Origin of the sequence: Tepidimonas sp. HKU78, assembly GCF_049860815.1 — a bacterium.
Lineage (GTDB): Bacteria > Pseudomonadota > Gammaproteobacteria > Burkholderiales > Burkholderiaceae_C > Tepidimonas.
On sequence record NZ_CP187547.1, the window covers coordinates 1,150,116 to 1,172,215 of the forward strand.

A 22,100-nucleotide genomic window follows, 5' to 3' on the forward strand; every position below is an offset into this window, starting at 1 on the left:
CGGTCGGCGTCATGCCGACGCGGACTCGTCGCGCGGGCCGGCTTCGTCGGCCTCTTCCAGGTGGCGCGTATCGCCCCACGACAACAGCGCAAAGCCACTGTCCGCGGTCCACAGCACGCGGTGGATGGCGGCGTTGCCCATGGCCCAGGCACGCGGCGCCTGCAGGTCGACGCGTGCGGCGGCCCGGTACAAGATGTCGAGCACCCCGCCGTGGGCCACGACCACGATCTGACCGCCGAGGTGGCGCGCCGCCAGCTCGGCAAACGTCGTCTCCACGCGCTGACGCAAGTCCCGCAGTGATTCACCGCCCGGAGGGGCGAAGTCGGGGTCGCGGGCTTTCCAGGCGCGCACGACGTCGGGGTGGGCCTGCTCCAGTTCGGCCCACGTGCGGCCTTGGAAGGCGCCGAAATGGCGTTCGCGCAGGCCCGGGTGGGTCTGCACCGGTAAGCCGTGGCGGCGCGCGACCGCGGCCGCCGTCTGGTGGGCGCGGCGGAGGTCGCTGGCATAGACCGCTTGCAGCGCCTCGTGCGCCAGCGCCTCGGCGGTGCGCTCGGCTTGCCAGTGCCCCACATCGTTGAGTGGGATGTCGATCTGGCCTTGGATGCGCGCATCACGGTTCCAGGCGGTCTCACCATGACGGATGGCCAGAATCCGCGTCATCTGCATCGGGTTGCCTTGCGGGAAAGGGAAAGAAGTGCCTAGAATGGTAACAGCCCGCCCCGAGTGGCCCCGGCCCCCAACCTCGCAAGGCCCATCCATGAGCAGCACCGCGTTTCAAAAAGAAGTCGACGAGCGCACCAATCTGACTGGCTCCAACAAGTTCGAGATGCTGTTGTTTCGCCTTGGGCGCTCGCCCGGCGCCCAGCAGTCCGAGCTGTTTGGTATCAACGTCTTCAAGGTGCGCGAGATCGTGGCCATGCCGCCGCTGACCGCCATGGCGGGGGCACCCCAGCATGTGCTGGGCATGGTCAACCTGCGCGGGCAGGTGATTCCCGTGATCGACCTGCCTGCCGTCATCGGCTGCACGCCCGAGACGGGCCTGAACCTCATGCTGGTGACCGAATTTGCCCGCTCCACGCAGGCGTTTGCCGCCGAGTCGGTAGAAGACATCGTGCGCCTGGACTGGGGCAAGATTTTGCCCGCCGACCACACCGCGTCGGTCGCGCGTGGGCTGGTCACCAGCATCGCGCGCCTCGACGATGGGCAAGGCGGCGTCAAGCTGGTGCAGATTCTGGACGTGGAGTCGATCCTGCAGCGCGTCATGCCCAGCGAAGCGCTGGAAATCAAGAAGGAGGATGTGGGGTCGGCCCTGCGGCTCAAGCCGGGCGCGGTGGTGTTGGCGGCCGACGACTCGTTCGTGGCGCGCAGCATGATCGAGTCGGAGCTCAAGGCGCTGAATTTGCCGTTCGTGATGACCAAAAACGGGCAGGAAGCGTGGAAGGTGCTGCAGGAAATGGCCGCCGACTGCAAGGCGCAAGGCATACCGGTCACCGACCGCGTGGCGGTGGTGCTCAGCGACCTGGAGATGCCTGACATGGACGGCTTCACGCTCACGCGCCAGATCAAGGCCGATCCCGCGCTGCGCGCCATTCCAGTGGTCATCCATTCCTCGCTGACCGGGGATACCAACGAGCAGCACGTGCAGCGCGCTGGGGCCGATGCGTACGTGGCCAAGTTTGCGGCGAAAGAGCTGGCTAGCACCTTGCGCAGTGTGTTGGCCAAGGCGCAGGCCGTCGCGGCCTGACGCCGCAGTGGTGGTCAGGGGTGCGGGGACTCGACCACCACGCGACGCGGGCTCGACGGCGGCTCCGGAAATCCATCGAGTGCTGCCTGCAGCAGCGCCCGCCACAGGGTTGGTGCGTCCGACCGCGGACCATCTTGCACGGCCCGGGTTTCATACACCACGTCGCCGCTGCGGCGGTCGCGCAGTGTCAGTGTCAACTCGCGCACGTAGTAGGGCGGGCGCAGCGTCCAGTGCAGGCCGATGCTGCTGACCACGCCGCGGCCGACCATCACCTGCCCATACGGGGCCCAGCCCGGGCGGGGCTCGGGGGCGTCCCACGGTGCATAGGGATACTTGACCGAGCGCGCCACGATCTGCACCCCCCAGGGCACCGCGCTGGGGGCGCCACCACTGGCCGTCTCGGCGCGCTGCAGACCCAGGCGGGCCAACTCGGCTGCGGCCAGCGCTTCGATCGCCTCTTGCTCGCGCGCCGCATCGCCGCTGCGCTGCGACGGCAGCCGCTCGAATACATAACGGTCCCCCGCGGCCGGGCGGACGCCACCGTTCCACGCGGCCTGGCTGCGCACCTCGTGTTCCAGCCGCAGCGGGGTGGCGCAGCCGGCCAACCACGCCGCCCCGATCAGCAGGGCGATGAAACGCCACGTGCGTAGCCCGCGTCGCATGTCAATCCTCCGGCAGCAGGGCAAACACAGGCCGTGGCGGACGCGCTACCGCGTCACTGGCGGCCGGTGTCTCGTCATCGTCCGCCGGGGCGGCCATGCCCTCGGTCGGCAAAGGCTCGTCGTCGAAGGCGATGTCGCCATCGGCTTGCGGGCGGCCGCTGGCGCGCACCCCCGCGAAGTCGTACAGCGTGCGGTCCATCAGGTGGCTGGGCACGACGTGCTGCAGCGCCTTGAGCATGTTGTCGACGCGGCCAGGGAAGCGTTTGTCCCACTCGCGCAGCAGGTCGCCCACCTGTTTGCGCTGCAGGTGCTGCTGGCTGCCGCACAGGTTGCACGGGATGATGGGGAACTGCCGCACCTGCGCCCAGCGGATCAGGTCCTTTTCGGGTACGTAGGCCAGGGGACGGATAACGACATGCTCGCCGTTGTCGCTGACCAGCTTGGGTGGCATGCCCTTGAGCTTGGCGCCAAAGAACATGTTGAGCAGCAACGTCTGCAGAATGTCATCCCGGTGGTGCCCCAACGCGATCTTGGTGGCCCCCAGCTCGCGCGCCACGCGGTACAGGATCCCGCGCCGCAGCCGACTGCACAGGCTGCACATCGTCTTGCCTTCGGGGATGACCTTCTTGACGATGGAGTACGTATCCTGCGTTTCGATGTGGAACCGCACCCCGAGCTGGCGCAGGTAGGCCGGCAGCACGTCGGCGGGAAAGCCCGGCTGCTTCTGATCGAGGTTGACCGCGATCAGCTCGAAGCGCGCCGGGGCGCGGCGTTGCAGCCGCATCAGGATGTCCAGCAGCGAGTAGCTGTCCTTGCCGCCCGAGAGGCACACCATGACACGGTCGCCGTCCTCGATCATGCGGTAGTCGTCGATGGCCTGGCCGACCAGGCGGCACAGGCGTTTTTCCAGCTTGCGGTTTTCAAAAGCCTCGTCCATGGGGGGTCCGGTGCGGTCGGATGCGGCAGGCCGCGACAAGCCTGGGATTGTCCCGCAAACGGGGCCGCCCTGCCTACCACTGGCCGCATTCCATGCGGATGGCGACCTCGCAGTCGTCGAAGATCTCGAGCTTGGCGATGCGCACGCGCACGCCGATCACGCCCGGCAGCTGCATCAGGCGCAGCGCCAGCTTGCCCACCAGCGTCTCCAGCAGGTTGATGTGCTCGGCGGTGCACTCGTCGATGATGATCTGGCGCACCTTGCGGTAGTCGAGCACGTGGCGGATGTCGTCGTCGTGCGGCTGCAGCGGCTGCAAGCCCTGGTTGATCTCGGCATCCACCTCGATGGGCTGCGGGCCTTGGCGCTCATGGTCCAGGATGCCCAGGTTGGCATGAAAGCGCAGGCCCGTCAGCGTCAGCACCTGACGGCCGATCTTGTGGGTGGGGGCAGCAGCGTTGACCATGTTCGACGTCCGCGGCGCTCAGCCCATGCACGAGAAGTCGCGCTCGAAGCGCCACAGGTGCTGCCCGCCATCGACGAGCAGATGGGTGCCGGTGAGCGAGCGATTCTCCAGCGCGAAACGCACGGTCTCGGCCACGTCTTGCGGGGTGGACGAGCGCCCCAGCGGGGCCTGCCGATGCAGGCGCTCGAACGCGTCTCCCAGCAGGGTCTCGCTGGTCAGCGTCAGCCCGGGCGCCACGCCCACCACGCGCACCCATGGCGCCAGTGCCAGTGCCAGCAGCTCGGTGGCGGCGCGCAGTGCGGCTTTGGACAGCGTGTAGCTGAAGAAGTCTGGGTTCGGGTTCCAGAGTTTTTGGTCGAGCAGGTTGACCACGCAAGCGCGCGCACGCCACGCTTGGCGCTCGTCCTCGCTTTCGGCGAGCGCCAAGCGGGATTGGACATGGGCATACAGACCCTGCGCCAGCAGCACCGGCGCGGCCGTGTTGGGCAGCCAGTGGTCACGCATGGTGGCAGGGCTGGCGCCCAACGCATCGTCATACGAGAAGCGCGATGCCGAGTTGACCACCGCGAGCAACCCGCCGAACTGCGCCACCACGGCGGGGACCAGCGCGCGGCAGGCCGCCTCGTCCGCCAGGTCGGCCGCGAAAGCGTGTGCGCGCACGCCCAGCGCGCGGCAGTCCTGCACCGTCTGCTCGGCCTCAGTGGCCGAGCCGCGGTAGTGCACCGCCACGTCCCAACCGGCGCGCGCCAGGGCCAGCGCGATGGCGCGGCCCAAGCGCCGGGCGGCCCCCGTGACCAGCACCACACGGGGGCAAGGCAGGGGCTCCGATGGCGGCGGGTCGGTCGTCATGGTCGAGTGAGTCAGGGGTTGGGCAAGGCACAATCATGCCATGCAAGTCGCAGCCCCAGATCCAGGGCCGGCCATGCCGGCGGTGCAGCACGCCCTGCGGGAGACCGGCGGCTGGCTGCCGTTCGAGCGCTTCATGGCGTTGGCGCTGTACGCGCCGGGGCAGGGCTACTATGCGCGCGGTGCGCGTATCTTTGGCGCCACCCCGGCCGATGGCAGCGACTTCGTGACCGCGCCCGTGCTCAGCCCCCGCTTTGGCGCGACGCTGGCGCGGCAGGTGGCGCAGGCGCTGGCCGAAACCGGCACCCATGCGGTGTGGGAGTTCGGCGCCGGCACGGGGGCGTTGGCGGCTCAGATACTCGCGGCGCTCGATGCGCTGGCCCCCGCGGACAGCGGGGGCGCGCGCGTGGCCTACCACATCGTCGAGGTCTCGGGCGCGCTGCGCGCGCGGCAGGCCGAATGTCTGGCGCCATGGAGCGGGCGTGTGACATGGCACGAGCGCTTGCCAGATGCGCTGGAGGGCGTGCTGATCGGCAACGAAGTGCTCGACGCCATGCCGGTGACGTTGCTACACCGGCGGGGGGGCGTTTGGCACGAGCGCGGGGTGGCGTGGGATGCGCAACAGGCGCGCTTCGTGTGGGTGGATCGGCCGACCGACCGGCGGCCGCCGCTGGCGATCGCGGGCACGCACGACTATGTGACCGAGATCCACCCCCAGGCGGAGGCGTTCGTGCGCACCGTGGGCGAGCGTTTGCGCCGCGGCGCGGCGTTTTTCATCGACTATGGCTTCCCCGAGCACGAGTACTACCATCCGCAGCGCGCCGGGGGCACGCTGATGTGCCACCGCGCCCACCGGGCCGACGCCGACCCGCTGACCGACGTGGGCGCCAAGGACATCACGGCGCACGTCAATTTCACGGGGGTGGCGCTGGCGGCGCAACAAGCCGGGGTGGAGGTGCTGGGCTACACCAGCCAAGGCCGCTTTTTGCTCAACGCGGGCGTGCTCGACGGGCTGGACGACGCGCCGCTGGCCGAGCGCGCCGCGGTGCTCAAGCTGGTGCACGAGCACGAGATGGGCGAGTTGTTCAAAGTCATCGGTCTGGCGCCGCCCGCGAGCAGCCGCGGTTGGGTGCCGATCGGGTTCGCCCAGGGCGACCGTACGCACACGTTGTGACGGCGGAGCGTACCGATGATTCGCTGGTTGATCGTCGTTTGTCTGGCGCTGCTGATCTTCAGTTGGCTTACGCCCTGGCTGCGGCGTCTGGGCTTTGGGCGCTTGCCGGGTGACCTCCATTTCCGGCTCTTCGGGCGCGAGTGGGACATTCCGCTGGCCAGCACGGTGTTGCTCAGTCTGCTGGCGGCGGCGATCGCGCGCTGGATCTGAGGGTGCGGCACTGGCCGTCGGCACGGGGCGTCGATTCGGTACCCAGAGGGGTATGACTTGAAACCGCGGATTTCGGCCCCATGTGCGGGCTATCGTTGTCACCAGGAGCCCCCGCATGTCCGCCGAACCATTGCACATCGTCTGCCCCCATTGCCACACCACCAATCGCGTGCGCGCCGACCAGTTGAACCAAGCGCCCGACTGCGGTCGCTGCCACCGGCCGTTGTTCGACGGCCACCCGGTCGAGCTCGACGCGGCGGCCTTCGAGCGCCACGTCGGGCGCAGCCAGATCCCGGTGCTGGTCGACTTTTGGGCGCCGTGGTGCGGGCCGTGCCGCATGATGGCGCCGGCGTTCGAGGCGGCCGCGCGCCAGCTCGAACCCCACGTGCGGCTGGCCAAGGTCAACACCGAGGCCGAGCCGGCGCTGGCGGCGCATTTCGGTATTCGCAGCATCCCGACGCTGGCGCTCTTCGTCGGCGGACGCGAGGTGGCCCGCCAGCCCGGCGCGATGGGGCAGGCCGACATCGTGCGCTGGGTGCAGGCGGCGTTGGCGCAGGCGCGCTGACGGCACGCGCCAGGCTCGGTCCGCGGTCAGTCGCCGCGCAGCGCGTCGGCGATGGCGCGCTGGCGCGCGTGTTCGATCGCGGCCCCGATGCGCAGCCCCAGATCGTGCGCGCTGGGATGACGGGCCTGCTCCTGCTGGGCGAGCGCGGCGGTGTCCACCGCCAGTGCGGCCTGCAGCGCGCGGCGCAGCCGTGCCGCCTGGGGGTAGGGCCGGTCTTCGTGGTGCAGGCGGCCGCGCGCGTCGCATTCGCAGGCTAGCAATACCTGCTCAAAGCGCTCGGGCCGGCGCAGGGCATCGCAGCGCTGCAGCAAGCGCAGGATGGCGGCGGCCCCCAACGCGTCGCTGCGGTGGATGTGGCCGTGCTCGCGCGCCACCACCTCGGCCAGTTCGCGGCAGTCGCGCGGCACGCGCCAGCGCTCGCTGACCTGGCGCAGCAGCCGCACGCTGCGCTCCTCGTGTCCCAGGTGGCGCGGCAGGATCTCGGGCGGTGTCGTCCCCTTGCCCAGGTCGTGGCACAGGCAGGCGTAGCGCGTGGCCAGCGGCGCGTTCAGGCGCGCGCTCATGTCCAGCACCATTTCTAGGTGCACGCCGGTGTCGACCTCGGGGTGGTAGTCCGCACGTTGCGGCACGCCCCATAGGCGGTCCACTTCGGGCAGCAGGACGCGCAGTGCGCCGGTCTCGCGCAGCACAGCCAGCATGCGCGAGGGGCGTGGTTCCATCAGCCCGCGCGAGAGTTCTTGCCACACCCGCTCGGGTACCAGGTGATCGACCTCGCCGTGCGCCACCATGTCGCGCATCAGCGCCATCGTCTCGGGCGCGATACGGAAATCAGGCCAGCGCGCGGCAAAACGCGCCATGCGCAGGATGCGCACCGGGTCTTCGGCAAACGCCGGGGTGACGTGGCGCAGCACTTTGGCCTGCAGGTCGCGCCGGCCGCCATAAGGGTCGACCAGCCGCGGATCGTTGGGGTCGAAGCGCCCGTCGGCGTCCAGCGCCGCTGCGGGCAGCGCCATGGCGTTGATAGTCAGGTCGCGGCGCGCCAGATCTTGCTCCAGCGTCACACTGGGGTCGGCAAAGAAAGCGAAGCCGTGATAGCCGCGTGCCGTTTTGCGCTCGGTGCGCGCCAGCGCGTACTCTTCGCGCGTGACCGGGTGCAGAAAGACCGGAAAGTCCCGCCCGACCGGCACATAGCCGGCGGCGACCATGGCCTCAGGCGTGGCGCCAACCACGACCCAGTCGCGGTCGGCGTGCGCCGTGCCGTCGGGGCGCTGGTGTGCCAAGTGGAAGTGCCCCAGCAGACCGTCGCGCACGGCGCCGCCGACGAGGTAGATGTTCATGGGTTCGACACACCTGCGGTGCTTCAGGGGTGCAGCCGGTAGGGCTCCTCGGCGGGCAAGAAGTCTCGCTCGGCTAGCGCGTCGCGCACCCATTCCTGCACACTCGGCAGCGTAAGCACGCGTTCCACGTAGTCGGCCACGGTTGCCGACATCGGCAGCGCATAGGTACGCAGGCGCAGGCAGACCGGCGCGTAATAGGCGTCAGGCACGCTGAAATCGCCGAACAACAACGGCCCCCCGTGCTGCGCGAGCAACCCTTCCCACATCACCGTCAGCCGTGCGACGTCCGCGCGCACGGCGGCGTTGTCGCGCCAGATCAGGGCGCCAGTGTCGGGCAGGTGCGCTTCGACGTTCATCGGGCAGGCCCGGCGTAGAGCAGCGAAGCCGCTGTGCATTTCAGCGCAGACGCTGCGGGCTACGGCGCGCTTGCGCGGATCCGCTGGCCACAGGAGGCGGTCGGCAAAGCACTCGGCTACGTACTCGACGATGGCCAGCGAGTCCCACATTATGAGCGGCCTGCCAGGCGCGCTCTGGTCCAGCAGCACGGGCACCTTGCCCGTCGGGCTCCAGCCCTGCAGCGCACGTTTGAAGGCCGAGTCCGGGGCGTAGGAGTCGAAACGCAGCTTCACCTCCTCGAACGGGATGCCCGCCTGGCGCAGCAGCACCCACGGCCGCATGGACCACGACGAGTAGTTCTTGTTACCGATGATCAGCCGTAGCATGGCAATCTCAGGCGTACTTTTCGAGGATGCGCGTGGAGCGCTCGACCTCGCGCAGCGTGTCGTCGTCCGAGACGGCGACGGACTCCATCACGGAGCACGCCATCATGCGAAAGAACGCTTTGTCCATGGCCTTGCGCGCGGCCGACATCTGCTGCGCGACGTCCTCGCACGGGCGGCCGGATTCGACCATCTCGATGAGCGCGCGCACCTGGCCTTCGATGCGCTTGAGCCGGTTGACCACATCGCGCTGGTGCTCGCTGCGGTAGCGCGACGACGGCGCCCCGGTCGGATGGGTAGTAGTGGGGCGGGTGTCGTGGCCGGAGGGGGCGGAGGCTTTCATGGGGTGATCCTTCGATGTCGGACGCAAGCCCCGAGTGTGCCAAAAAACATGGCCCCCAGCGTGGTGTGCCCATTGAGGCGCACCCATCGCGGCTTGCGCCTTTGGTGGCCTTGATCAAAACCCTACCCCCTAGGGTAAATGCGGATGCCGTTGCGCGGTCTGCCTTGCTAATCTCCACGTGCCTTGACAAATATCAAAGCCCTGCGGGGCGGAGGAGTTGGACGCATGAAGATGACACGTGAAGGATGGCGCAAGAGCTGGCTGGCGCTGGCGATGGTCGCTGTCGTGGGATTGACCAGTGGCTGTGGCACCGTGGCCACCATCGGCAAGCTCGAGGACGGGGCGGGCGCGGAGGCGATGAAGATGTGGGACCGCTGGATCGAGGGCGGCGGTGACATCGCCGTCGCGACGACCTGGGAGCGCAAGGTCAAGCCCGGCCTGAGTGTGGCAGACGTCGAGGAGATCATGCGCACCGTGATGGTGGAGCGCAATATGCGCGACGTCGGCACGCTGCCGCTGTCCAAGGAACTGGAAGCCCGCTCCGGCAAGAAGGAGCCGGTATTGACGATCTACCAGTTCTGCAGCCCCAACATCGCACGTCGCATGGCGGATTTCAGTCCGGCCATGGCTGCTTACATGCCGTGTCGCATCGCGCTGGTCGAGCGCCCCGACGGATTGTGGCTGTACACGCTCAACATGGACATGATGGTCAAGATGGGCCGCAAACTGCCCTCGCCGCTCAAGGAGGAGGCCTGGAGCGTGCGCGAGGCCGTCTGGGACATGATGGAGCGTGCTTCCAAGGGCGAATTCTGAGCACACGGGCCAAGATCCGATCCCACCCAAAAAGACAGAGGAGAACCGCATGCATCACGCAACCGAAGGGCGGCCGCTCGCGGCACGCCGCATTCCCCGTATCACCCTGGCCGCCGTGGCGCTGGCGTGCGCCGGTGCGGCACAGGCCACCAATGGCTACTTCCCGCACGGATTCGGGCTGAAAGCCAAAGGCATGGGTGGCGCGTCGATCGCCCTGGCGCACGACGGATTTGCCGGGGTCAACAACCCCGCCGCGGCGCTGTTTGCAGGCAGCCGCATGGACGTGGGGGCCGAGATTTTCCGGCCATACCGCGACGCGCAGTTCGTGGGCCAGACGCCCGTGGTGGACAGTGGCCGCACCGCCTTTTTGATTCCGGAGTTCGGCTACAACGCGCGTCTGTCCGAGACATTGGCCGTGGGCCTGACCGTCTATGGCAACGGGGGCATGAACACGTCGTATGCGCCCTTTCCCAACGGGCAGAACCTATTGGGCGGCACAGGCAAACTCGGCGTCGATCTGATGCAGATCATCGTGGCGCCGACGCTGGCGATCCAAGTCGCGGAGGGGCATGCCCTGGGCGTATCCCCGTTGCTGGTGTGGCAGCGCTTCGAGGCCTATGGGCTACAGGGGTTTGCCGGGATGTCGTCCGATCCAGCCAACCTGACCAATCGCGGCAAGGACAACAGCACCGGCATCGGCGTGCGCGTGGGCTACATGGGCAAACTGGGCGATCGGGTCACGGTCGGTGCCGCCTACTCGCCGCGGGTGCGCATGGGGCGCTTCGACAAATACCGCGGCTTGTTCGCGGGGGCGGGCGATTTGGACATCCCGGCCAACTACGGCGTTGGTGTCGCGCTGCAGCTGACGCCGGCCTGGACGCTGGCGCTGGATGCGACGCGCATCCGCTACGGCGGTGTGCCCTCGATCGCCAACGGCAGCCTGTCACAGGTGATGGCAGGCCAGCCGCTGGGCGCGGCCAGCGGTCCCGGTTTCGGCTGGCGCGACATCAGCATCGTCAAGCTGGGGGTGCAGTGGCAAATGGACGAGCGCTGGACGCTGCGTGCCGGCGTCAACAAGGGCGGCAATCCGATTCGCGCCCAGGATGCGATGTTCAACATTCTGGCGCCCGGCGTGATCCGCGAGCACGTGACGTTTGGTGCGACCTACACGCCCGACAAGCAGACCGAGTGGACGTTTGCGCTCTGGCACGGCCGACGCGAGACCGTGGTGGGGCCGAGCGTCGACTTCTCGACGAACCCGCCGGGAGTGAACCCGACAGGCACGCGCATCGGCATGCACCAAAACGGCTTTGGTGTGCAGTACAGCCGCAAGTTCTGATATCTGGGGGCAACCGCTTGCCGCCGTCCGCTCGGGGCGGCGGCTCTTTTTTCAGCGTCGTAGGTGCGCGCGGCGGCGCAGCTGGATCAGCGGATCGGCCGGGCCGTCCAGGTCCAGGTAGCGCGCCGCTACCGGCTCCACCGCGCTGGGTGTGATGCCAAGGTCGGCCAGGGTCGGTCGCGTGCCGGTGGCGACGTTGTCCACTTCCATCGAGCGCAGGTTGTCCCTGGACAGCAGCGGCTCGCCCGGCAACAGCTCCATCAGCAGGGCCTGGAAGTACGCCAGCGCACGCGGCAGCGGAATGACCGGCCGCGGATGGCCGCTGAGCCGTCCGGCCAAGCGCACCAGATCCGCGAGCGTCCAGACTTCGGGGCCGACGCATTCGAACGTCTTGCCGATGGTGTCCTCACGGCGCAGGCACTCGACGATGGCGTGGGCGACATCGCCCACCCACACGGGTTGGAAGCGCGCCTGCGCGCCTGCCAGCGGCACAACGGGCAGGGTTTGTTGCAGCCGCGCAAACAGGTTCAGGAATCGATCCTCGGCCCCGAAAATGACGCTGGGCCGCAGCACGGTCAGCGCCAGCCCCGCGCTGGTCATCGACCACAGCGCGGCCTCACCGGCCCCTTTGGTCTGCTGGTACAGCGACGGGCCTTGCGGGTCGGCTCCCAGTGCGCTGACGTGCACAAGCCGCTGGATTTGGGCGGCCAACATGGCTTGCGCCAGGCGTTGAGGAAACGCCACGTGCACCTGCTCGAACTGGTGGCGACTGCCGTGCAGAATGGCGATCAGGTTGACGACGGCGTCGTGTCCCGGCAGCAGGCGCTCCAGTTCGCGGTCGTCGTGCACGTTGGCGACGATCACGTCCACCATCGGCAACATCTGGATCGATTTGGCGTGCTCGGCATGGCGCGTCGGCACGGTGACGCGCACCCCCACGCGGTTGAGCCATTCGCAAACGTGGCGGCCAACGAAGCCGGTGCCGCCGAGTACCAGCACGTGTTTCATGGTGTCATCGCTCCACTGGGGCATGGCCGTGGTCGTCGCCGCGTCGGCGCCGTCACGGCAGGTCGGTATCGGGCGCGCGTGCCGTCGCCGGCCGGGGGCCGATGGGCCCCAAGCGGCTGCTCAGCCGCTGCGGTCGCTGCTCCAGGATGGCAGCGTAGACCGTGGTGTTGGACAACACACGCTTGACATAGTCGCGTGTTTCGTCGAACGGAATGTTCTCGATCCACACCGAGGCCTCCAGCTCCGGTCCCTGGCGCCACTGGCGCGGGCGCCCTGGACCCGCATTGTAGGCGGCGGCGGCCAGCGCCATTGAGCCCTCGAAATCGTCCAGCGCCAACTTCAGATACGCGGTGCCGATGCGCACGTTGGTGTCGGGGTCGGTGATCTGGTGCGGCTCGAAGTCTCGCAGGCCGATCTTGCGTGCGGTCCAGCGCGCGGTGGCGGGCATCACCTGCATCAGCCCCGAGGCGCCAACGTGCGAGCGCGCGTCGGTGATGAAGCGGCTTTCCTGCCGGATCAGGCCATAGACGTAGGCCGGATCGAGCCCGATTTCGCGCGCACGCGGCACGACCAACTCGCGCAGCGGCATGGGAAAGCGCTGCGCGATATCGACCACCTCGCGCGTGCGCAGGCTGGTGTTGATACACCGGTCCCAGACGCCGCGCTCGCAGGCCCACTCGGCTGCGGCCAGCAGCTCGCGGTCGCTCATCCCCCCCGGCGTGTGGAGGGCGACTTCGTAGTTCCACTCGCGCACACCCTCCGCGCGCAGGCCCAGCTCGATGGCGAGCAGCGCGCGTTGCAGCCCCGCATGGGCGCGGATGGCCGCCCGCTCGGCCGGCGTGGGCGGCGGTGGGGCGGGCGGCAGCGCGACGTCGCGGCCCAGCGCTTCTGCCGCCAATTTTTCATAGAAGCCGTCCAGTCCCGCGATGCGCCCGTACAGCTCGCGGGCCTGCGCGGCGTCCTCAGGGCGTGGGCTGGTTTGCAGGGCGCGCGCGAGCCAATACGTCCAGGTGGGGTCGCGGCGCTGCGCCTCGCTCATGTGCTCGATGGTGCGCCGCACCATGCCCCAGTCGCCCGCGCGCAGCGCGGCACGCACTTTCCAGGCGCGCAGCTCGTCGGGCAGCAGCGCGTCGTTGGCACGGGCGAAGTAGCGCACCGCCTCATCCGACAGGCGCAATGCCGCGCGTTTGCCGATCACTCCCCACACCCAGGCCTGTTCCTCAGGGGTGAGCTGGGCACGCCAGCGCAGATCGTCGGCGGCCTGTGCCGCTGCCACTGGGTCCTTCGTCGCGAGGCGGATCAAGGCCAGGGTGACGATCTCCTTGGTGCGATCGCGCACCGCAGTGACTTTGTCGTCCAGGTAGCGCTGGGGGTTTTGGGTGGCGCGATCGACCAGCCCGACCCACTGCGGGTCCAGCAGCCCGACGGCCTGGGTGGCGATACCGATTCGCCCAGCCTCCACACCCAACCGTGCGCGCTGCCAGGCCACCTCGCGCGGCAATGCACCGGCCTGGATCAGCCGTTGCGCGGCGGCGGCGCATCCCGGCGCTGCGGTGCGCTGCGCCAGCCAGTTCTCGCGCACCAGTGCGGCCACCTCGCTCGGGGCGGCACGGGCTGTCTCGACGCGCGCTAGCGCCGTGTAGCAGCGCACCTCGGGGTCGTCGTTCATGCGAAACGCGATGGCCTCTTGCAGCAGCGTGGCCCAGTCCTGTTGCCGTCCCAGCACCAACAGCCAGTCGTTGCGCAGGCGGTCTTCCCAGTAGGTGCCGCGCCAGCGCTGCAGAAAGGCGCGGATCTCGTCCGCACTGGCACTGTCCAGCCGCGCCCGCAACGCCCAGTACGCCGCCAGCGGCTCCAGCGGGTGGCCCTGCACCAGGGGCAGCAGCTGCGCCAGCCGTTGCGCATCGCCTTTTTGGAAGGCGGCGCGCATCTCGACGAGCGCACGCTCCGCGGCCGCGCGCGGGGCCCCGTCGCCGACGGCGACCGGCTGCGCGGCCGCCGACTGCGCCATGGCTGGCGCGACCCACGCGCCACTGCCCCACAGCGGTAAGATGACAGCCGCCCTGACCGCCACGGCCCTGATGGTGCGCCAGACGGCAGTGCTCGACGAACGCGCCCTGAGGCGTCCAACAAACGAACCCATGCCCACGATTATGGACAACATCGACCCCTCACGCCAGTCGGAACCCACCGATGCTGCCCAGCGCAAGCAGCAGTGGCGCCAGCGTCTGGTGGCCGAGCGGCTGCGACTGTCCGATCGACTCGCGCGCAACGAGGCGCTGCAGCGCGTCATGCGGGTGTGGATGGTGGGTCGCACCGACACGGTGGTGGGGGCGTACTGGCCGATCAAGGGGGAGTTCGATCCGCTGCCCGCGCTGCACCGCTGGCAGGAGGCGGCCGATGTCGACGACGCCGCCCGCGCGCGGCAGCGCCGCCGCATCGGGTTGCCGGTCATCGACAAGGTGGCGCGCACGCTGCGCTTTCACGTCTGGTACCCGGGCTGCCCGATGGAGGAGGACGCCTACGGCATCCCCAAGCCCAAGGATACCGAGGTGGTGCAGCCCACGCTGCTGTTCGTGCCCTGCGTGGGCTACGGGCCGGGCGGTACGCGGCTCGGCTACGGCGGGGGTTTTTACGACCGCACACTGGCCTCGCTGCAGCCGCGGCCGTTTACCGTCGGGCTGGCCTATGCGCACGGCTTCGTGCCGTGGTTGCAGCCCGAGCCGCACGACGTGCCGCTGGACGCCATCCTGACCGAGCAAGGCGTGGCGTGGCCCGTGACCGACGATTGAGGCGCGAAAACTGCGCGCCACACTCACATGTTGCGCCGGTACTGGCCCCCCACCTCGAACAAGGCTTGCGTGATTTGCCCCAGCGAGCAGCAGCGCACGGCGTCCATCAGCACCTCGAACACGTTGCGGTTGTCGATCGCGGCGTCTTTCAGGCGCTGCAGCATCGCCGGGGCTTCGTGCGCGTGGCGGGCGTGGAAGTCGCGCAGGCGCGCGAGTTGCGACTGCTTTTCTTCTTCGGTCGAGCGCGCCAGCTCCAGCGCCTCGGGGATGGGATCGCCGTGCGGGTTACGGAAAGTGTTGACGCCGATGATGGGCAGCTCACCGGTGTGCTTGAGCATCTCGTAGTGCATGCTCTCGTCTTGGATTTTGCCGCGCTGGTAGCCGGTCTCCATCGCGCCCAGCACGCCCCCGCGCTCGGCGATGCGCTCGAACTCTTGGAGCACCGCTTCTTCCACCAGCTCGGTCAGCTCTTCGATGATGAAGGCGCCCTGGTTGGGGTTTTCGTTCTTGGCCAGGCCCCACTCGCGGTTGATGATGAGCTGAATCGCCATCGCCCGACGCACCGACTCCTCGGTCGGCGTGGTGATGGCTTCGTCGTAGGCGTTGGTGTGCAGGCTGTTGCAGTTGTCGTAGATGGCAATCAGCGCCTGCAGCGTGGTGCGAATGTCGTTGAAGGCGATTTCTTGCGCGTGCAGGCTGCGGCCGCTGGTCTGGATGTGGTATTTCAGCTTTTGGCTGCGCTCGTTGGCCCCGTACTTGTCGCGCATGGCCACGGCCCAAATGCGCCGCGCGACCCGACCCAGCACGGTGTACTCCGGGTCCATGCCGTTGCTGAAGAAAAAGCTCAGGTTGGGCGCGAAGTCGTCGATGTGCATGCCGCGCGCCAGATACGACTCCACGTAGGTGAAGCCGTTGGCGAGCGTGAAGGCGAGCTGGCTGATCGGGTTGGCGCCCGCCTCGGCGATGTGGTAGCCGCTGATCGAGACCGAGTAGAAATTGCGCACGTTGTGGTGGACGAAATATTCCTGGATGTCGCCCATCACCTTCAGGCTGAACTCGGTGCTGAAGATGCAGGTATTCTGGCCTTGGTCTTCCTTGAGGATGTCGGCCTGCACCGTGCCGCGCACGTTGGCCAACACCCACTCGCGGATCTTGGCGATTTCGGTGTCGGTCGGCTCGCGGCCGTTGTCGGCGCGGAATTTGTCGATCTGCTGGTCGATGGCGGTGTTGAAAAACATCGCGAGGATCGTCGGAGCGGGACCGTTGATGGTCATCGACACCGAGGTCGCCGGGTCGCACAGGTCGAAGCCCGAATACAGCACCTTCATGTCGTCCAGCGTGGCGATCGACACGCCGGAGTTGCCGATCTTGCCGTAGATGTCTGGGCGCGGATCGGGGTCGTGGCCGTAGAGCGTGACCGAATCGAACGCGGTGGACAGCCGCTTGGCCGGCATGCCCTCCGACAGCAGCTTGAAGCGCCGGTTGGTGCGAAAGGCGTCGCCCTCACCGGCGAACATGCGCGTCGGGTCTTCGCCCTCGCGCTTGAAAGCGAACACCCCGGCGGTGTAGGGGAAGGAGCCGGGGACGTTTTCCAGCATCAGCCACCGCAGCAGCTCGCCGTGGTCCTCGTACTTGGGCAGGGCCACCTTGCGGATTTTGTTGCCCGACAGCGTGGTGTGCACCAGTCGCGTGCGGATCTCCTTGTCGCGGATCTTGACCACGTACTCGTCGCCCGCATAGGCCTTTTGCATGTCGGGCCACTGCTGCAGCAGCTTGCGCGCGTCGGCGTCGAGCCGCTGTTCGCGCTGCGCGGCCAAATCGAGCGCCGCCTCGGCTGCCTTGGGGCGGTGCGGTTTGTCGACGCTGAGCATGGCGGCGGCGGCGCGCAACTGCTGCACCTCGCGCGCCAACGTGGCTTGCTGGCGCACGCGGCGTTTGTAGGCGCGCACGGTGTCGGCAATCTCGGCCAGGTAGCGGCTGCGCTGTGGCGGCACGATCGCGTGCAACTGGCTGCTGTGGCGCGTGCTCACGCGCGGCAGCCGGCCGCCGTCCGCGCCCAGCGGCAGCGTCAGGCCCAACTCGGCCAGCCGCGGCAACAGCGCCTGATACAAGGCGGTCACGCCATCGTCGTTGAAGCGCGCCGCCATCGTGCCGAAGACCGGCATCTCCTCGGGCCGCTTGCCCCATGCTTCGCGATTGCGCTGCACCTGTTTGGCCACGTCGCGCAGCGCGTCGAGCGCGCCCTTGCGGTCGAACTTGTTGATCGCCACGAACTCGGCGAAGTCGAGCATGTCGATCTTCTCGAGCTGGCTGGCCGCACCAAACTCGGGCGTCATCACATACAGCGGCACGTCCACGTGCGGCACGATGGCGGCATCGCCCTGGCCGATGCCAGAAGTCTCAACGATGACGAGGTCAAAGCCCGCCACCTTGCACGCCGCCACCACGTCGGGCAGCGCGGCCGAGATCTCGCTGCCCGCCTCGCGCGTGGCCAGGCTGCGCATGTACACACGTGCGCCTTGCTGCCAGGGGCCGATCGCGTTCATGCGGATACGGTCGCCCAGCAGCGCGCCGCCACTCTTGCGGCGGCTGGGGTCGATGCTGACGACCGCAATGCGCAGCGCATCGTCTTGGTCCAGCCGCAGGCGCCGGATCAGCTCGTCGGTCAGGCTCGATTTACCGGCTCCGCCCGTACCGGTGATGCCCAGCACCGGCACGCGCGCGCTGGCTGCCGCTTCGTGCAGTTGCGTGCGCAAGCCGGGGTCGGCTTGGCCGCTTTCCAGCGCCGTGATGAGCTGCGCCAGCGCGCGCCAGGCGGCGTCCGTGTGGCCGCGGATGGCCTCCAGCGATGTCGGCGCGTAGACCGACAGGTCGCGGTCGCAGCGCATCACCATCTCGCCGATCATGCCCTGCAGGCCCATGCGCTGGCCGTCTTCGGGGCTGTAGATGCGCGCCACGCCATAGTCCATCAGCTCGCGGATTTCGCTGGGCACGATCACGCCGCCGCCGCCGCCGAAGACCAGCACGTGCTCGCCGCCGCGCGCGCGCAACTGATCGACCATGTATTTGAAATATTCGACGTGCCCGCCCTGGTAAGAGCTCACGGCGATGCCCTGCGCGTCTTCCTGCAATGCCGCGGTCACCACCTCGTCCACCGAGCGGTTGTGGCCCAGGTGGATCACCTCCGCGCCCATGCTCTGCAGGATGCGGCGCATGATGTTGATGGCCGCGTCGTGCCCGTCGAACAGGCTGGCGGCGGTGACGAAGCGCACCTTGTGCGTTGGGCGGTAGTTGGCCAAGGCCTGATAGTCGGCAGACAACTGGGTCATGCAGGTCTCCTCGGGGTGGCTGGGCGGCGGCACGCGCGACGGCGTTCGTGTTTGACGTTTACGTAAACGTCAATATTACCCGAGTCCGCGCGGCTCGCCAACCGGGTTGGCCCGGTCCGGGAGGGGCATCGCCACGTGCGCGGGTCTTGGCAGCCCGGACCGTTTGCCATACCATACGGGGTATATACCTTTCCATGTTTGGCATGTCATGACCGCCGTCCACGACCCCGAGCGAAAAAAGGCCCTGTTGCTGCGCCTGCGGCGCGTGGAAGGGCAGCTGCGCGGCATCCAGCGCCTGATCGAGGCCGATACCGATTGTGAGAAGGTGACGCAACAGTTGGCGGCTGCCCGCAAGGCGCTGGACAAATCGTTTTTCATGATGGTGGGCTGCGTCATGGCCCAGGGTGACACACCGCCCGACGACGTGGCCGAGCTGCTGTCGCGCTTTGCGTAACCGGGGGTCGTCGCTACCATGGCGGACATGAACCCGATCCAGCTCTTCGACCCCGACTCCTGCACCTATACCTACGTCTTGTTCGACGAGGCGTCGCGCGAGGCGCTCATCATCGACCCCGTGGACGTGCAGCTCGAGCGCGATTTGACCGTGCTGCGTGAGCACGACTTGCGGCTGCGCTGGGTGCTCGAGACGCACGCCCACGCCGATCACATCACCAGCGCGCTGCGGCTGGCCGAGCACACCGGCGCCCTCACGGCCGCCCCGGCCGCCTGCGGCATCGCCACCGTGCACCGCCCCTTGCAGCACGGCGACGAGGTGACGTTCGGTTCCCAGCGCGTGCGCGCGCTGGCCACCCCGGGCCACACTGCGGGCAGTATGAGCTACTTTTGGGAGCGTGCCACGAGCCAGGGGGTGCAGCGGCACGTCTTCACCGGCGACACGCTGCTCATCGACGGCTGTGGGCGCACCGACTTTCAGTCGGGCGACGCGGCGGCGCTCTACCGCAGCATCACCGAGGTGCTGTTCGCCCTGCCCGACGATACCGTGGTCTGGCCGGGGCACGACTACCGGGGGCGCACGCACTCCACCATTGGGCACGAGAAGGCGCACAACGCCCGCGTGGCCGGGCGCACGCTCGACGAGTTCGTCGCGTTGATGAACGGCTTGAACCTGTCGCGCCCCCGCCGCATGGATGAGGCGGTGCCGGCCAACCTGCATGGCGGCATCCGGCACGACGCGGACGGCGCGGCACTGGACGCACCCCAGCCCGCCGACGGCTATGCGGGCGACGTTCCACCCGCCGTCGCGTGGGACTGGGTGCAGCAGGGCCGCGCCGTGCTGGTGGACGTGCGTACCGACGCCGAGCGCGAGTGGGTGGGATACGTGCCCGGCGCCGTGCCGCTGGCGTGGAAGCAGTGGCCCGGCATGCAGCCCAACCCGGGCTTCGATGACGGTGTGCGCTCACTGCTGCGCGGCGACGGCCGACCGCTGCTGATGCTGTGTCGCAGCGGCGCGCGCTCGATCGCGGCGGCACGGCGCGCCACCGAGCTGGGCGCCACCGCCTACAACGTGCTGGAGGGCTTCGAGGGCGATTTGGACGAACATGGCCAGCGCGGGCGTCGCGGCGGCTGGCGCTACCGTGGTCTGCCGTGGCGGCAGAACTGAGCGGTAGCGGCAGGTGACACCGGCCTTCCGAGGCCGGGTTTATGATGGCGGCATGACAGCGTCGCCGCCGAACGTCCCGGTTTTTGCTTCCCCGACCCCTGCGCATGGCCCAGCCGTATCGGGAGGCACCGCCCTGTTGGCGCTCGACGTGGGCAACACGCGCCTGAAGTGGGCGCTGTACGAGGCGCCGCGCCCGGGTGCGCGATTGCTGGCGCACGGGGTGCAATTCCTGGAAAACATCGAAACCCTGGCCGAAGGCGACTGGCGCGCCCTGCGCGCGCCGCACTGGGTGCTGGGCAGCATCGTCGCCGGTGCTGGCGTGCGCCACCGGGTGGAAGAACAGCTCGAACTCTGGGATGCACCGGTGCATTGGGTGGTGCCCAGCGCGACCGAGGCGGGACTCGTCAACGGCTACGACCATCCGGCGCGCCTGGGGTCGGACCGCTGGGTGGCCATGATCGGTGCGCGCCAGCGGCTGCTCGCGCGCGGACAGCGGCGGCCCTGCGTGGTGGTCATGGTCGGCACGGCGGTGACGGTGGAAGCCATCGACGCCGAGGGCCGCTTTCTGGGTGGCTTGATCTTGCCTGGCCACGGCATCATGCTGCGGGCGCTCGAGTCCGGTACGGCCGGGCTGCACGTGCCCACCGGCGAGGTGCGCGCGTTCCCCACCAACACCAGCGATGCACTGACGAGCGGCGGCACGTATGCCATCGCCGGGGCGGTGCAGCGCATGGTAGACAATTTGCGTGCCCACACCGGGCAGGAGCCAGTATGCCTGATGACCGGTGGCGCCGGCTGGAAGATGGCGCCGCACATGACGGTGCCGTTCGAGCTGGTCGAGGGGCTGATCTTCGACGGGCTGCTGGCGATTGCGCGCGAGCGCTATGGCAACGCGCAGGCACCGGTGCCCCCCGCGCCAGCGCGTCGGCCGTGAGCGCTCGGTACGCGCAGCGTCACTGGCCGCGCGCCAGCCAGCGCTGCGCCAGCCGCACCCAGAACGTCGCGCCCAGCGGAATCAACGCATCGTTGAAGTCGTAGTGCGGGTTGTGCAGCGTGCACGGCCCCGCGTCGTGCCCCGGCCCGTGTGCGTGCCGGTGGCTGCCATCGCCGTTGCCGATGAACACATACGCCCCTGGCTTGGCTTGCAGCATGTACGCGAAGTCCTCGGCGCCCATGGTGGGCTCTTGCGCCACGACGTGGTCTGCTCCCACGATGTCGCGCATCACCTCGGCGGCAAAGGCGGCTTGCGCCTCATGGTTGATGGTGGGCGGGTAGTTGCGCCGGAACTCGAACGTCGCCTCGGCGCCGAACGCGGCGCAGATCTGGCGGGACAGCTCGCGCATGCGCGTCTCGATCAAATCCAGTGCAGGCAGCGAGAAGGTGCGCACTGTGCCCCGTATCTCGCAGGTGTCGGGGATGACGTTGGTCGCCTCGCCCGCGTGGATCATCGTGACCGAAATGACCCCAGGCTCCACCGGGCGCAGGTTGCGTGTGAGGATGGTCTGAAACGCCTGCACGAGTTGGCACGCCACCGGGACCGGGTCGATCGCATGGTGCGGCAGCGCCGCATGGCCGCCGCGGCCGCGCACCGTGATGGCAAATTCGTTGCTGGAGGCCATCACCGGCCCGGGGCTGACGGCAAAGTGGCCCACGGGCAGCCCCGGCCAGTTGTGCATGCCAAAGACGGCCTCCATGGGGAAGCGCTCGAACAGCCCGTCGGCGATCATCTCGCGCGCGCCGCCACCGCCTTCCTCGGCGGGCTGGAAAATCAGGTACACCGTGCCGTCGAAGTCGCGCTGCTGGGCCAGGTATTGCGCGGCGGCCAGCAGCATCGCGGTGTGGCCGTCGTGCCCGCACGCGTGCATGCGCCCGGGGTAGCGGCTGGCGTGCTCGAACGTGTTGCGCTCCGTCATCGGCAGTGCGTCCATGTCCGCGCGCAGCCCCAGCGCTCGCCCACAGGCGCCGCCATCGCGCCCGTGGACGATACCGACCACCCCCGTCTTGCCCAGACCCCGGTGGATCGAGATGCCCCACTGCGTCAGCAGCGCGGCCACGCGGTCGGCGGTGCGCACCTCCTCGAAGCACAGTTCCGGGTGCGCGTGCAGATCGCGCCGGATGGCAGCCATGGCCGCTGCCTGCTGGACGATGGGTTCGATCAGTTTCATAGGGGGGATGCTAGCGCGGATTGGGATGACTGT

At 68.6% G+C, this 22,100-nt stretch carries 22 protein-coding genes; 10 read left to right on the forward strand and 12 right to left on the reverse strand.

Annotated elements, in window-relative coordinates; genetic code table 11:
* Positions 1 to 9 precede the first annotated feature (9 nt).
* Positions 10 to 666: a histidine phosphatase family protein gene (locus tag ACPYIS_RS05620; protein WP_424859803.1), complete on the reverse strand. Its 657-nt coding sequence runs from the start codon at positions 664 to 666 to the stop codon at positions 10 to 12.
* A 91-nt stretch (positions 667 to 757) separates the two neighbouring features.
* Here ACPYIS_RS05620 and ACPYIS_RS05625 point away from each other — a divergent pair, with 91 nt between their 5' ends.
* Positions 758 to 1,744 carry a chemotaxis protein gene (locus ACPYIS_RS05625; RefSeq protein ID WP_425973964.1) on the forward strand — a complete coding sequence of 329 codons (987 nt, stop codon included), beginning with the start codon at positions 758 to 760 and terminating at the stop codon, positions 1,742 to 1,744.
* A 14-nt stretch (positions 1,745 to 1,758) separates the two neighbouring features.
* Here ACPYIS_RS05625 and ACPYIS_RS05630 read toward each other — a convergent pair whose 3' ends face one another.
* The 4 genes from ACPYIS_RS05630 to ACPYIS_RS05645 form a co-directional block, all read right to left on the reverse strand.
* A complete protein-coding gene (locus tag ACPYIS_RS05630; protein WP_424859801.1) occupies positions 1,759 to 2,406 on the reverse strand; it encodes a hypothetical protein in 648 nt (215 codons plus the stop codon).
* Between the two features lies 1 nt (position 2,407).
* Complete coding sequence (ttcA, locus tag ACPYIS_RS05635) at positions 2,408 to 3,343, reverse strand: tRNA 2-thiocytidine(32) synthetase TtcA (RefSeq protein WP_424859800.1); 936 nt, start codon at positions 3,341 to 3,343, stop codon at positions 2,408 to 2,410.
* A gap of 73 nt (positions 3,344 to 3,416) precedes the next feature.
* Positions 3,417 to 3,806, reverse strand: a complete 390-nt coding sequence (locus ACPYIS_RS05640) for a dihydroneopterin aldolase (protein ID WP_424894973.1) — start codon at positions 3,804 to 3,806, stop codon at positions 3,417 to 3,419.
* An 18-nt stretch (positions 3,807 to 3,824) separates the two neighbouring features.
* The gene (locus tag ACPYIS_RS05645) at positions 3,825 to 4,655 is read right to left on the reverse strand and encodes an SDR family oxidoreductase (protein WP_299019259.1); all 831 of its coding nucleotides are present in this window, start codon (positions 4,653 to 4,655) and stop codon (positions 3,825 to 3,827) included.
* A 40-nt stretch (positions 4,656 to 4,695) separates the two neighbouring features.
* Between ACPYIS_RS05645 and ACPYIS_RS05650 the strand changes: the two genes are divergently transcribed.
* The 3 genes from ACPYIS_RS05650 (at position 4,696) to trxC (ending at position 6,601) form a co-directional block, all read left to right on the forward strand.
* Positions 4,696 to 5,826, forward strand: a complete 1,131-nt coding sequence (locus tag ACPYIS_RS05650) for a class I SAM-dependent methyltransferase (RefSeq protein ID WP_424894972.1) — start codon at positions 4,696 to 4,698, stop codon at positions 5,824 to 5,826.
* 15 nt (positions 5,827 to 5,841) lie between these two features.
* Complete coding sequence (locus ACPYIS_RS05655; RefSeq protein ID WP_299019261.1) at positions 5,842 to 6,036, forward strand: DUF2905 domain-containing protein; 195 nt, start codon at positions 5,842 to 5,844, stop codon at positions 6,034 to 6,036.
* A 115-nt stretch (positions 6,037 to 6,151) separates the two neighbouring features.
* Complete coding sequence (gene trxC, locus ACPYIS_RS05660) at positions 6,152 to 6,601, forward strand: thioredoxin TrxC (protein ID WP_424859796.1); 450 nt, start codon at positions 6,152 to 6,154, stop codon at positions 6,599 to 6,601.
* A gap of 26 nt (positions 6,602 to 6,627) precedes the next feature.
* On the opposite strand, the gene ACPYIS_RS05665 is transcribed toward trxC, so the two are convergent.
* From ACPYIS_RS05665 to ACPYIS_RS05675, 3 genes are read right to left on the reverse strand one after another with little or no spacing between them, the layout of a single operon-like run.
* Positions 6,628 to 7,938 (reverse strand): multifunctional CCA addition/repair protein, encoded by a 1,311-nt coding sequence (locus ACPYIS_RS05665; RefSeq protein ID WP_424894971.1) that lies wholly within the window; start codon positions 7,936 to 7,938, stop codon positions 6,628 to 6,630.
* 23 nt (positions 7,939 to 7,961) lie between these two features.
* Positions 7,962 to 8,660: a glutathione S-transferase family protein gene (locus ACPYIS_RS05670; protein WP_424894970.1), complete on the reverse strand. Its 699-nt coding sequence runs from the start codon at positions 8,658 to 8,660 to the stop codon at positions 7,962 to 7,964.
* A gap of 7 nt (positions 8,661 to 8,667) precedes the next feature.
* On the reverse strand, positions 8,668 to 9,000 hold the full coding sequence (locus ACPYIS_RS05675; RefSeq protein WP_424859794.1) for a metal-sensitive transcriptional regulator: 333 nt from the start codon (positions 8,998 to 9,000) through the stop codon (positions 8,668 to 8,670).
* A 225-nt stretch (positions 9,001 to 9,225) separates the two neighbouring features.
* On the opposite strand from ACPYIS_RS05675, the gene ACPYIS_RS05680 reads away from it, so the two are divergent.
* Together ACPYIS_RS05680 and ACPYIS_RS05685 are read left to right on the forward strand one after the other, a co-directional pair.
* Entirely contained in the window at positions 9,226 to 9,813 is a 588-nt protein-coding gene (locus ACPYIS_RS05680) for a DUF302 domain-containing protein (protein ID WP_299019270.1), read from the forward strand.
* A 49-nt stretch (positions 9,814 to 9,862) separates the two neighbouring features.
* Entirely contained in the window at positions 9,863 to 11,152 is a 1,290-nt protein-coding gene (locus ACPYIS_RS05685) for an OmpP1/FadL family transporter (RefSeq protein WP_424894969.1), read from the forward strand.
* A 51-nt stretch (positions 11,153 to 11,203) separates the two neighbouring features.
* On the opposite strand, the gene ACPYIS_RS05690 is transcribed toward ACPYIS_RS05685, so the two are convergent.
* On the reverse strand, positions 11,204 to 12,160 hold the full coding sequence (locus ACPYIS_RS05690; protein ID WP_424859792.1) for a complex I NDUFA9 subunit family protein: 957 nt from the start codon (positions 12,158 to 12,160) through the stop codon (positions 11,204 to 11,206).
* 52 nt (positions 12,161 to 12,212) lie between these two features.
* Positions 12,213 to 14,171 carry a transglycosylase SLT domain-containing protein gene (locus ACPYIS_RS05695; RefSeq protein WP_424859791.1) on the reverse strand — a complete coding sequence of 653 codons (1,959 nt, stop codon included), beginning with the start codon at positions 14,169 to 14,171 and terminating at the stop codon, positions 12,213 to 12,215.
* Between the two features lie 142 nt (positions 14,172 to 14,313).
* On the opposite strand from ACPYIS_RS05695, the gene ACPYIS_RS05700 reads away from it, so the two are divergent.
* Positions 14,314 to 14,952, forward strand: coding sequence for a 5-formyltetrahydrofolate cyclo-ligase (locus ACPYIS_RS05700; protein WP_299020187.1), 639 nt, complete (start codon positions 14,314 to 14,316; stop codon positions 14,950 to 14,952).
* Between the two features lie 23 nt (positions 14,953 to 14,975).
* Here ACPYIS_RS05700 and icmF read toward each other — a convergent pair whose 3' ends face one another.
* Complete coding sequence (gene icmF, locus ACPYIS_RS05705; protein WP_424894968.1) at positions 14,976 to 18,281, reverse strand: fused isobutyryl-CoA mutase/GTPase IcmF; 3,306 nt, start codon at positions 18,279 to 18,281, stop codon at positions 14,976 to 14,978.
* A 208-nt stretch (positions 18,282 to 18,489) separates the two neighbouring features.
* Here icmF and ACPYIS_RS05710 point away from each other — a divergent pair, with 208 nt between their 5' ends.
* Genes ACPYIS_RS05710 through ACPYIS_RS05720 form a run of 3 tightly spaced genes read left to right on the forward strand, consistent with a single transcriptional unit; the run spans position 18,490 to position 20,836 of the window.
* A complete protein-coding gene (locus ACPYIS_RS05710) occupies positions 18,490 to 18,735 on the forward strand; it encodes a metal-sensitive transcriptional regulator (protein WP_299019962.1) in 246 nt (81 codons plus the stop codon).
* Positions 18,736 to 18,762: 27 nt separating this feature from the next.
* Positions 18,763 to 19,902, forward strand: a complete 1,140-nt coding sequence (locus tag ACPYIS_RS05715) for an MBL fold metallo-hydrolase (protein ID WP_424894967.1) — start codon at positions 18,763 to 18,765, stop codon at positions 19,900 to 19,902.
* 52 nt (positions 19,903 to 19,954) lie between these two features.
* Complete coding sequence (locus tag ACPYIS_RS05720; protein ID WP_424894966.1) at positions 19,955 to 20,836, forward strand: type III pantothenate kinase; 882 nt, start codon at positions 19,955 to 19,957, stop codon at positions 20,834 to 20,836.
* A 19-nt stretch (positions 20,837 to 20,855) separates the two neighbouring features.
* On the opposite strand, the gene ACPYIS_RS05725 is transcribed toward ACPYIS_RS05720, so the two are convergent.
* Positions 20,856 to 22,067, reverse strand: a complete 1,212-nt coding sequence (locus ACPYIS_RS05725; RefSeq protein ID WP_424894965.1) for a M20 aminoacylase family protein — start codon at positions 22,065 to 22,067, stop codon at positions 20,856 to 20,858.
* Between the last annotated feature and the right edge of the window lie 33 nt (positions 22,068 to 22,100).

Excerpts from the sequence above, each read along its gene's own strand:
- ACPYIS_RS05620 (WP_424859803.1), bottom strand. The coding sequence starts at position 666 with ATGCAGATGACGCGGATTCTGGCCATCCGTCATGGTGAGACCGCCTGG.
- ACPYIS_RS05625 (WP_425973964.1), top strand. The coding sequence starts at position 758 with ATGAGCAGCACCGCGTTTCAAAAAGAAGTCGACGAGCGCACCAATCTG.
- ACPYIS_RS05630 (WP_424859801.1), bottom strand. The coding sequence starts at position 2,406 with ATGCGACGCGGGCTACGCACGTGGCGTTTCATCGCCCTGCTGATCGGG.
- ttcA (WP_424859800.1), bottom strand. The coding sequence starts at position 3,343 with ATGGACGAGGCTTTTGAAAACCGCAAGCTGGAAAAACGCCTGTGCCGC.
- ACPYIS_RS05640 (WP_424894973.1), bottom strand. The coding sequence starts at position 3,806 with ATGGTCAACGCTGCTGCCCCCACCCACAAGATCGGCCGTCAGGTGCTG.
- ACPYIS_RS05645 (WP_299019259.1), bottom strand. The coding sequence starts at position 4,655 with ATGACGACCGACCCGCCGCCATCGGAGCCCCTGCCTTGCCCCCGTGTG.
- ACPYIS_RS05650 (WP_424894972.1), top strand. The coding sequence starts at position 4,696 with ATGCAAGTCGCAGCCCCAGATCCAGGGCCGGCCATGCCGGCGGTGCAG.
- ACPYIS_RS05655 (WP_299019261.1), top strand. The coding sequence starts at position 5,842 with ATGATTCGCTGGTTGATCGTCGTTTGTCTGGCGCTGCTGATCTTCAGT.
- trxC (WP_424859796.1), top strand. The coding sequence starts at position 6,152 with ATGTCCGCCGAACCATTGCACATCGTCTGCCCCCATTGCCACACCACC.
- ACPYIS_RS05665 (WP_424894971.1), bottom strand. The coding sequence starts at position 7,938 with ATGAACATCTACCTCGTCGGCGGCGCCGTGCGCGACGGTCTGCTGGGG.
- ACPYIS_RS05670 (WP_424894970.1), bottom strand. The coding sequence starts at position 8,660 with ATGCTACGGCTGATCATCGGTAACAAGAACTACTCGTCGTGGTCCATG.
- ACPYIS_RS05675 (WP_424859794.1), bottom strand. The coding sequence starts at position 9,000 with ATGAAAGCCTCCGCCCCCTCCGGCCACGACACCCGCCCCACTACTACC.
- ACPYIS_RS05680 (WP_299019270.1), top strand. The coding sequence starts at position 9,226 with ATGAAGATGACACGTGAAGGATGGCGCAAGAGCTGGCTGGCGCTGGCG.
- ACPYIS_RS05685 (WP_424894969.1), top strand. The coding sequence starts at position 9,863 with ATGCATCACGCAACCGAAGGGCGGCCGCTCGCGGCACGCCGCATTCCC.
- ACPYIS_RS05690 (WP_424859792.1), bottom strand. The coding sequence starts at position 12,160 with ATGAAACACGTGCTGGTACTCGGCGGCACCGGCTTCGTTGGCCGCCAC.
- ACPYIS_RS05695 (WP_424859791.1), bottom strand. The coding sequence starts at position 14,171 with ATGGCGCAGTCGGCGGCCGCGCAGCCGGTCGCCGTCGGCGACGGGGCC.
- ACPYIS_RS05700 (WP_299020187.1), top strand. The coding sequence starts at position 14,314 with ATGGACAACATCGACCCCTCACGCCAGTCGGAACCCACCGATGCTGCC.
- icmF (WP_424894968.1), bottom strand. The coding sequence starts at position 18,281 with ATGACCCAGTTGTCTGCCGACTATCAGGCCTTGGCCAACTACCGCCCA.
- ACPYIS_RS05710 (WP_299019962.1), top strand. The coding sequence starts at position 18,490 with ATGACCGCCGTCCACGACCCCGAGCGAAAAAAGGCCCTGTTGCTGCGC.
- ACPYIS_RS05715 (WP_424894967.1), top strand. The coding sequence starts at position 18,763 with ATGAACCCGATCCAGCTCTTCGACCCCGACTCCTGCACCTATACCTAC.
- ACPYIS_RS05720 (WP_424894966.1), top strand. The coding sequence starts at position 19,955 with ATGACAGCGTCGCCGCCGAACGTCCCGGTTTTTGCTTCCCCGACCCCT.
- ACPYIS_RS05725 (WP_424894965.1), bottom strand. The coding sequence starts at position 22,067 with ATGAAACTGATCGAACCCATCGTCCAGCAGGCAGCGGCCATGGCTGCC.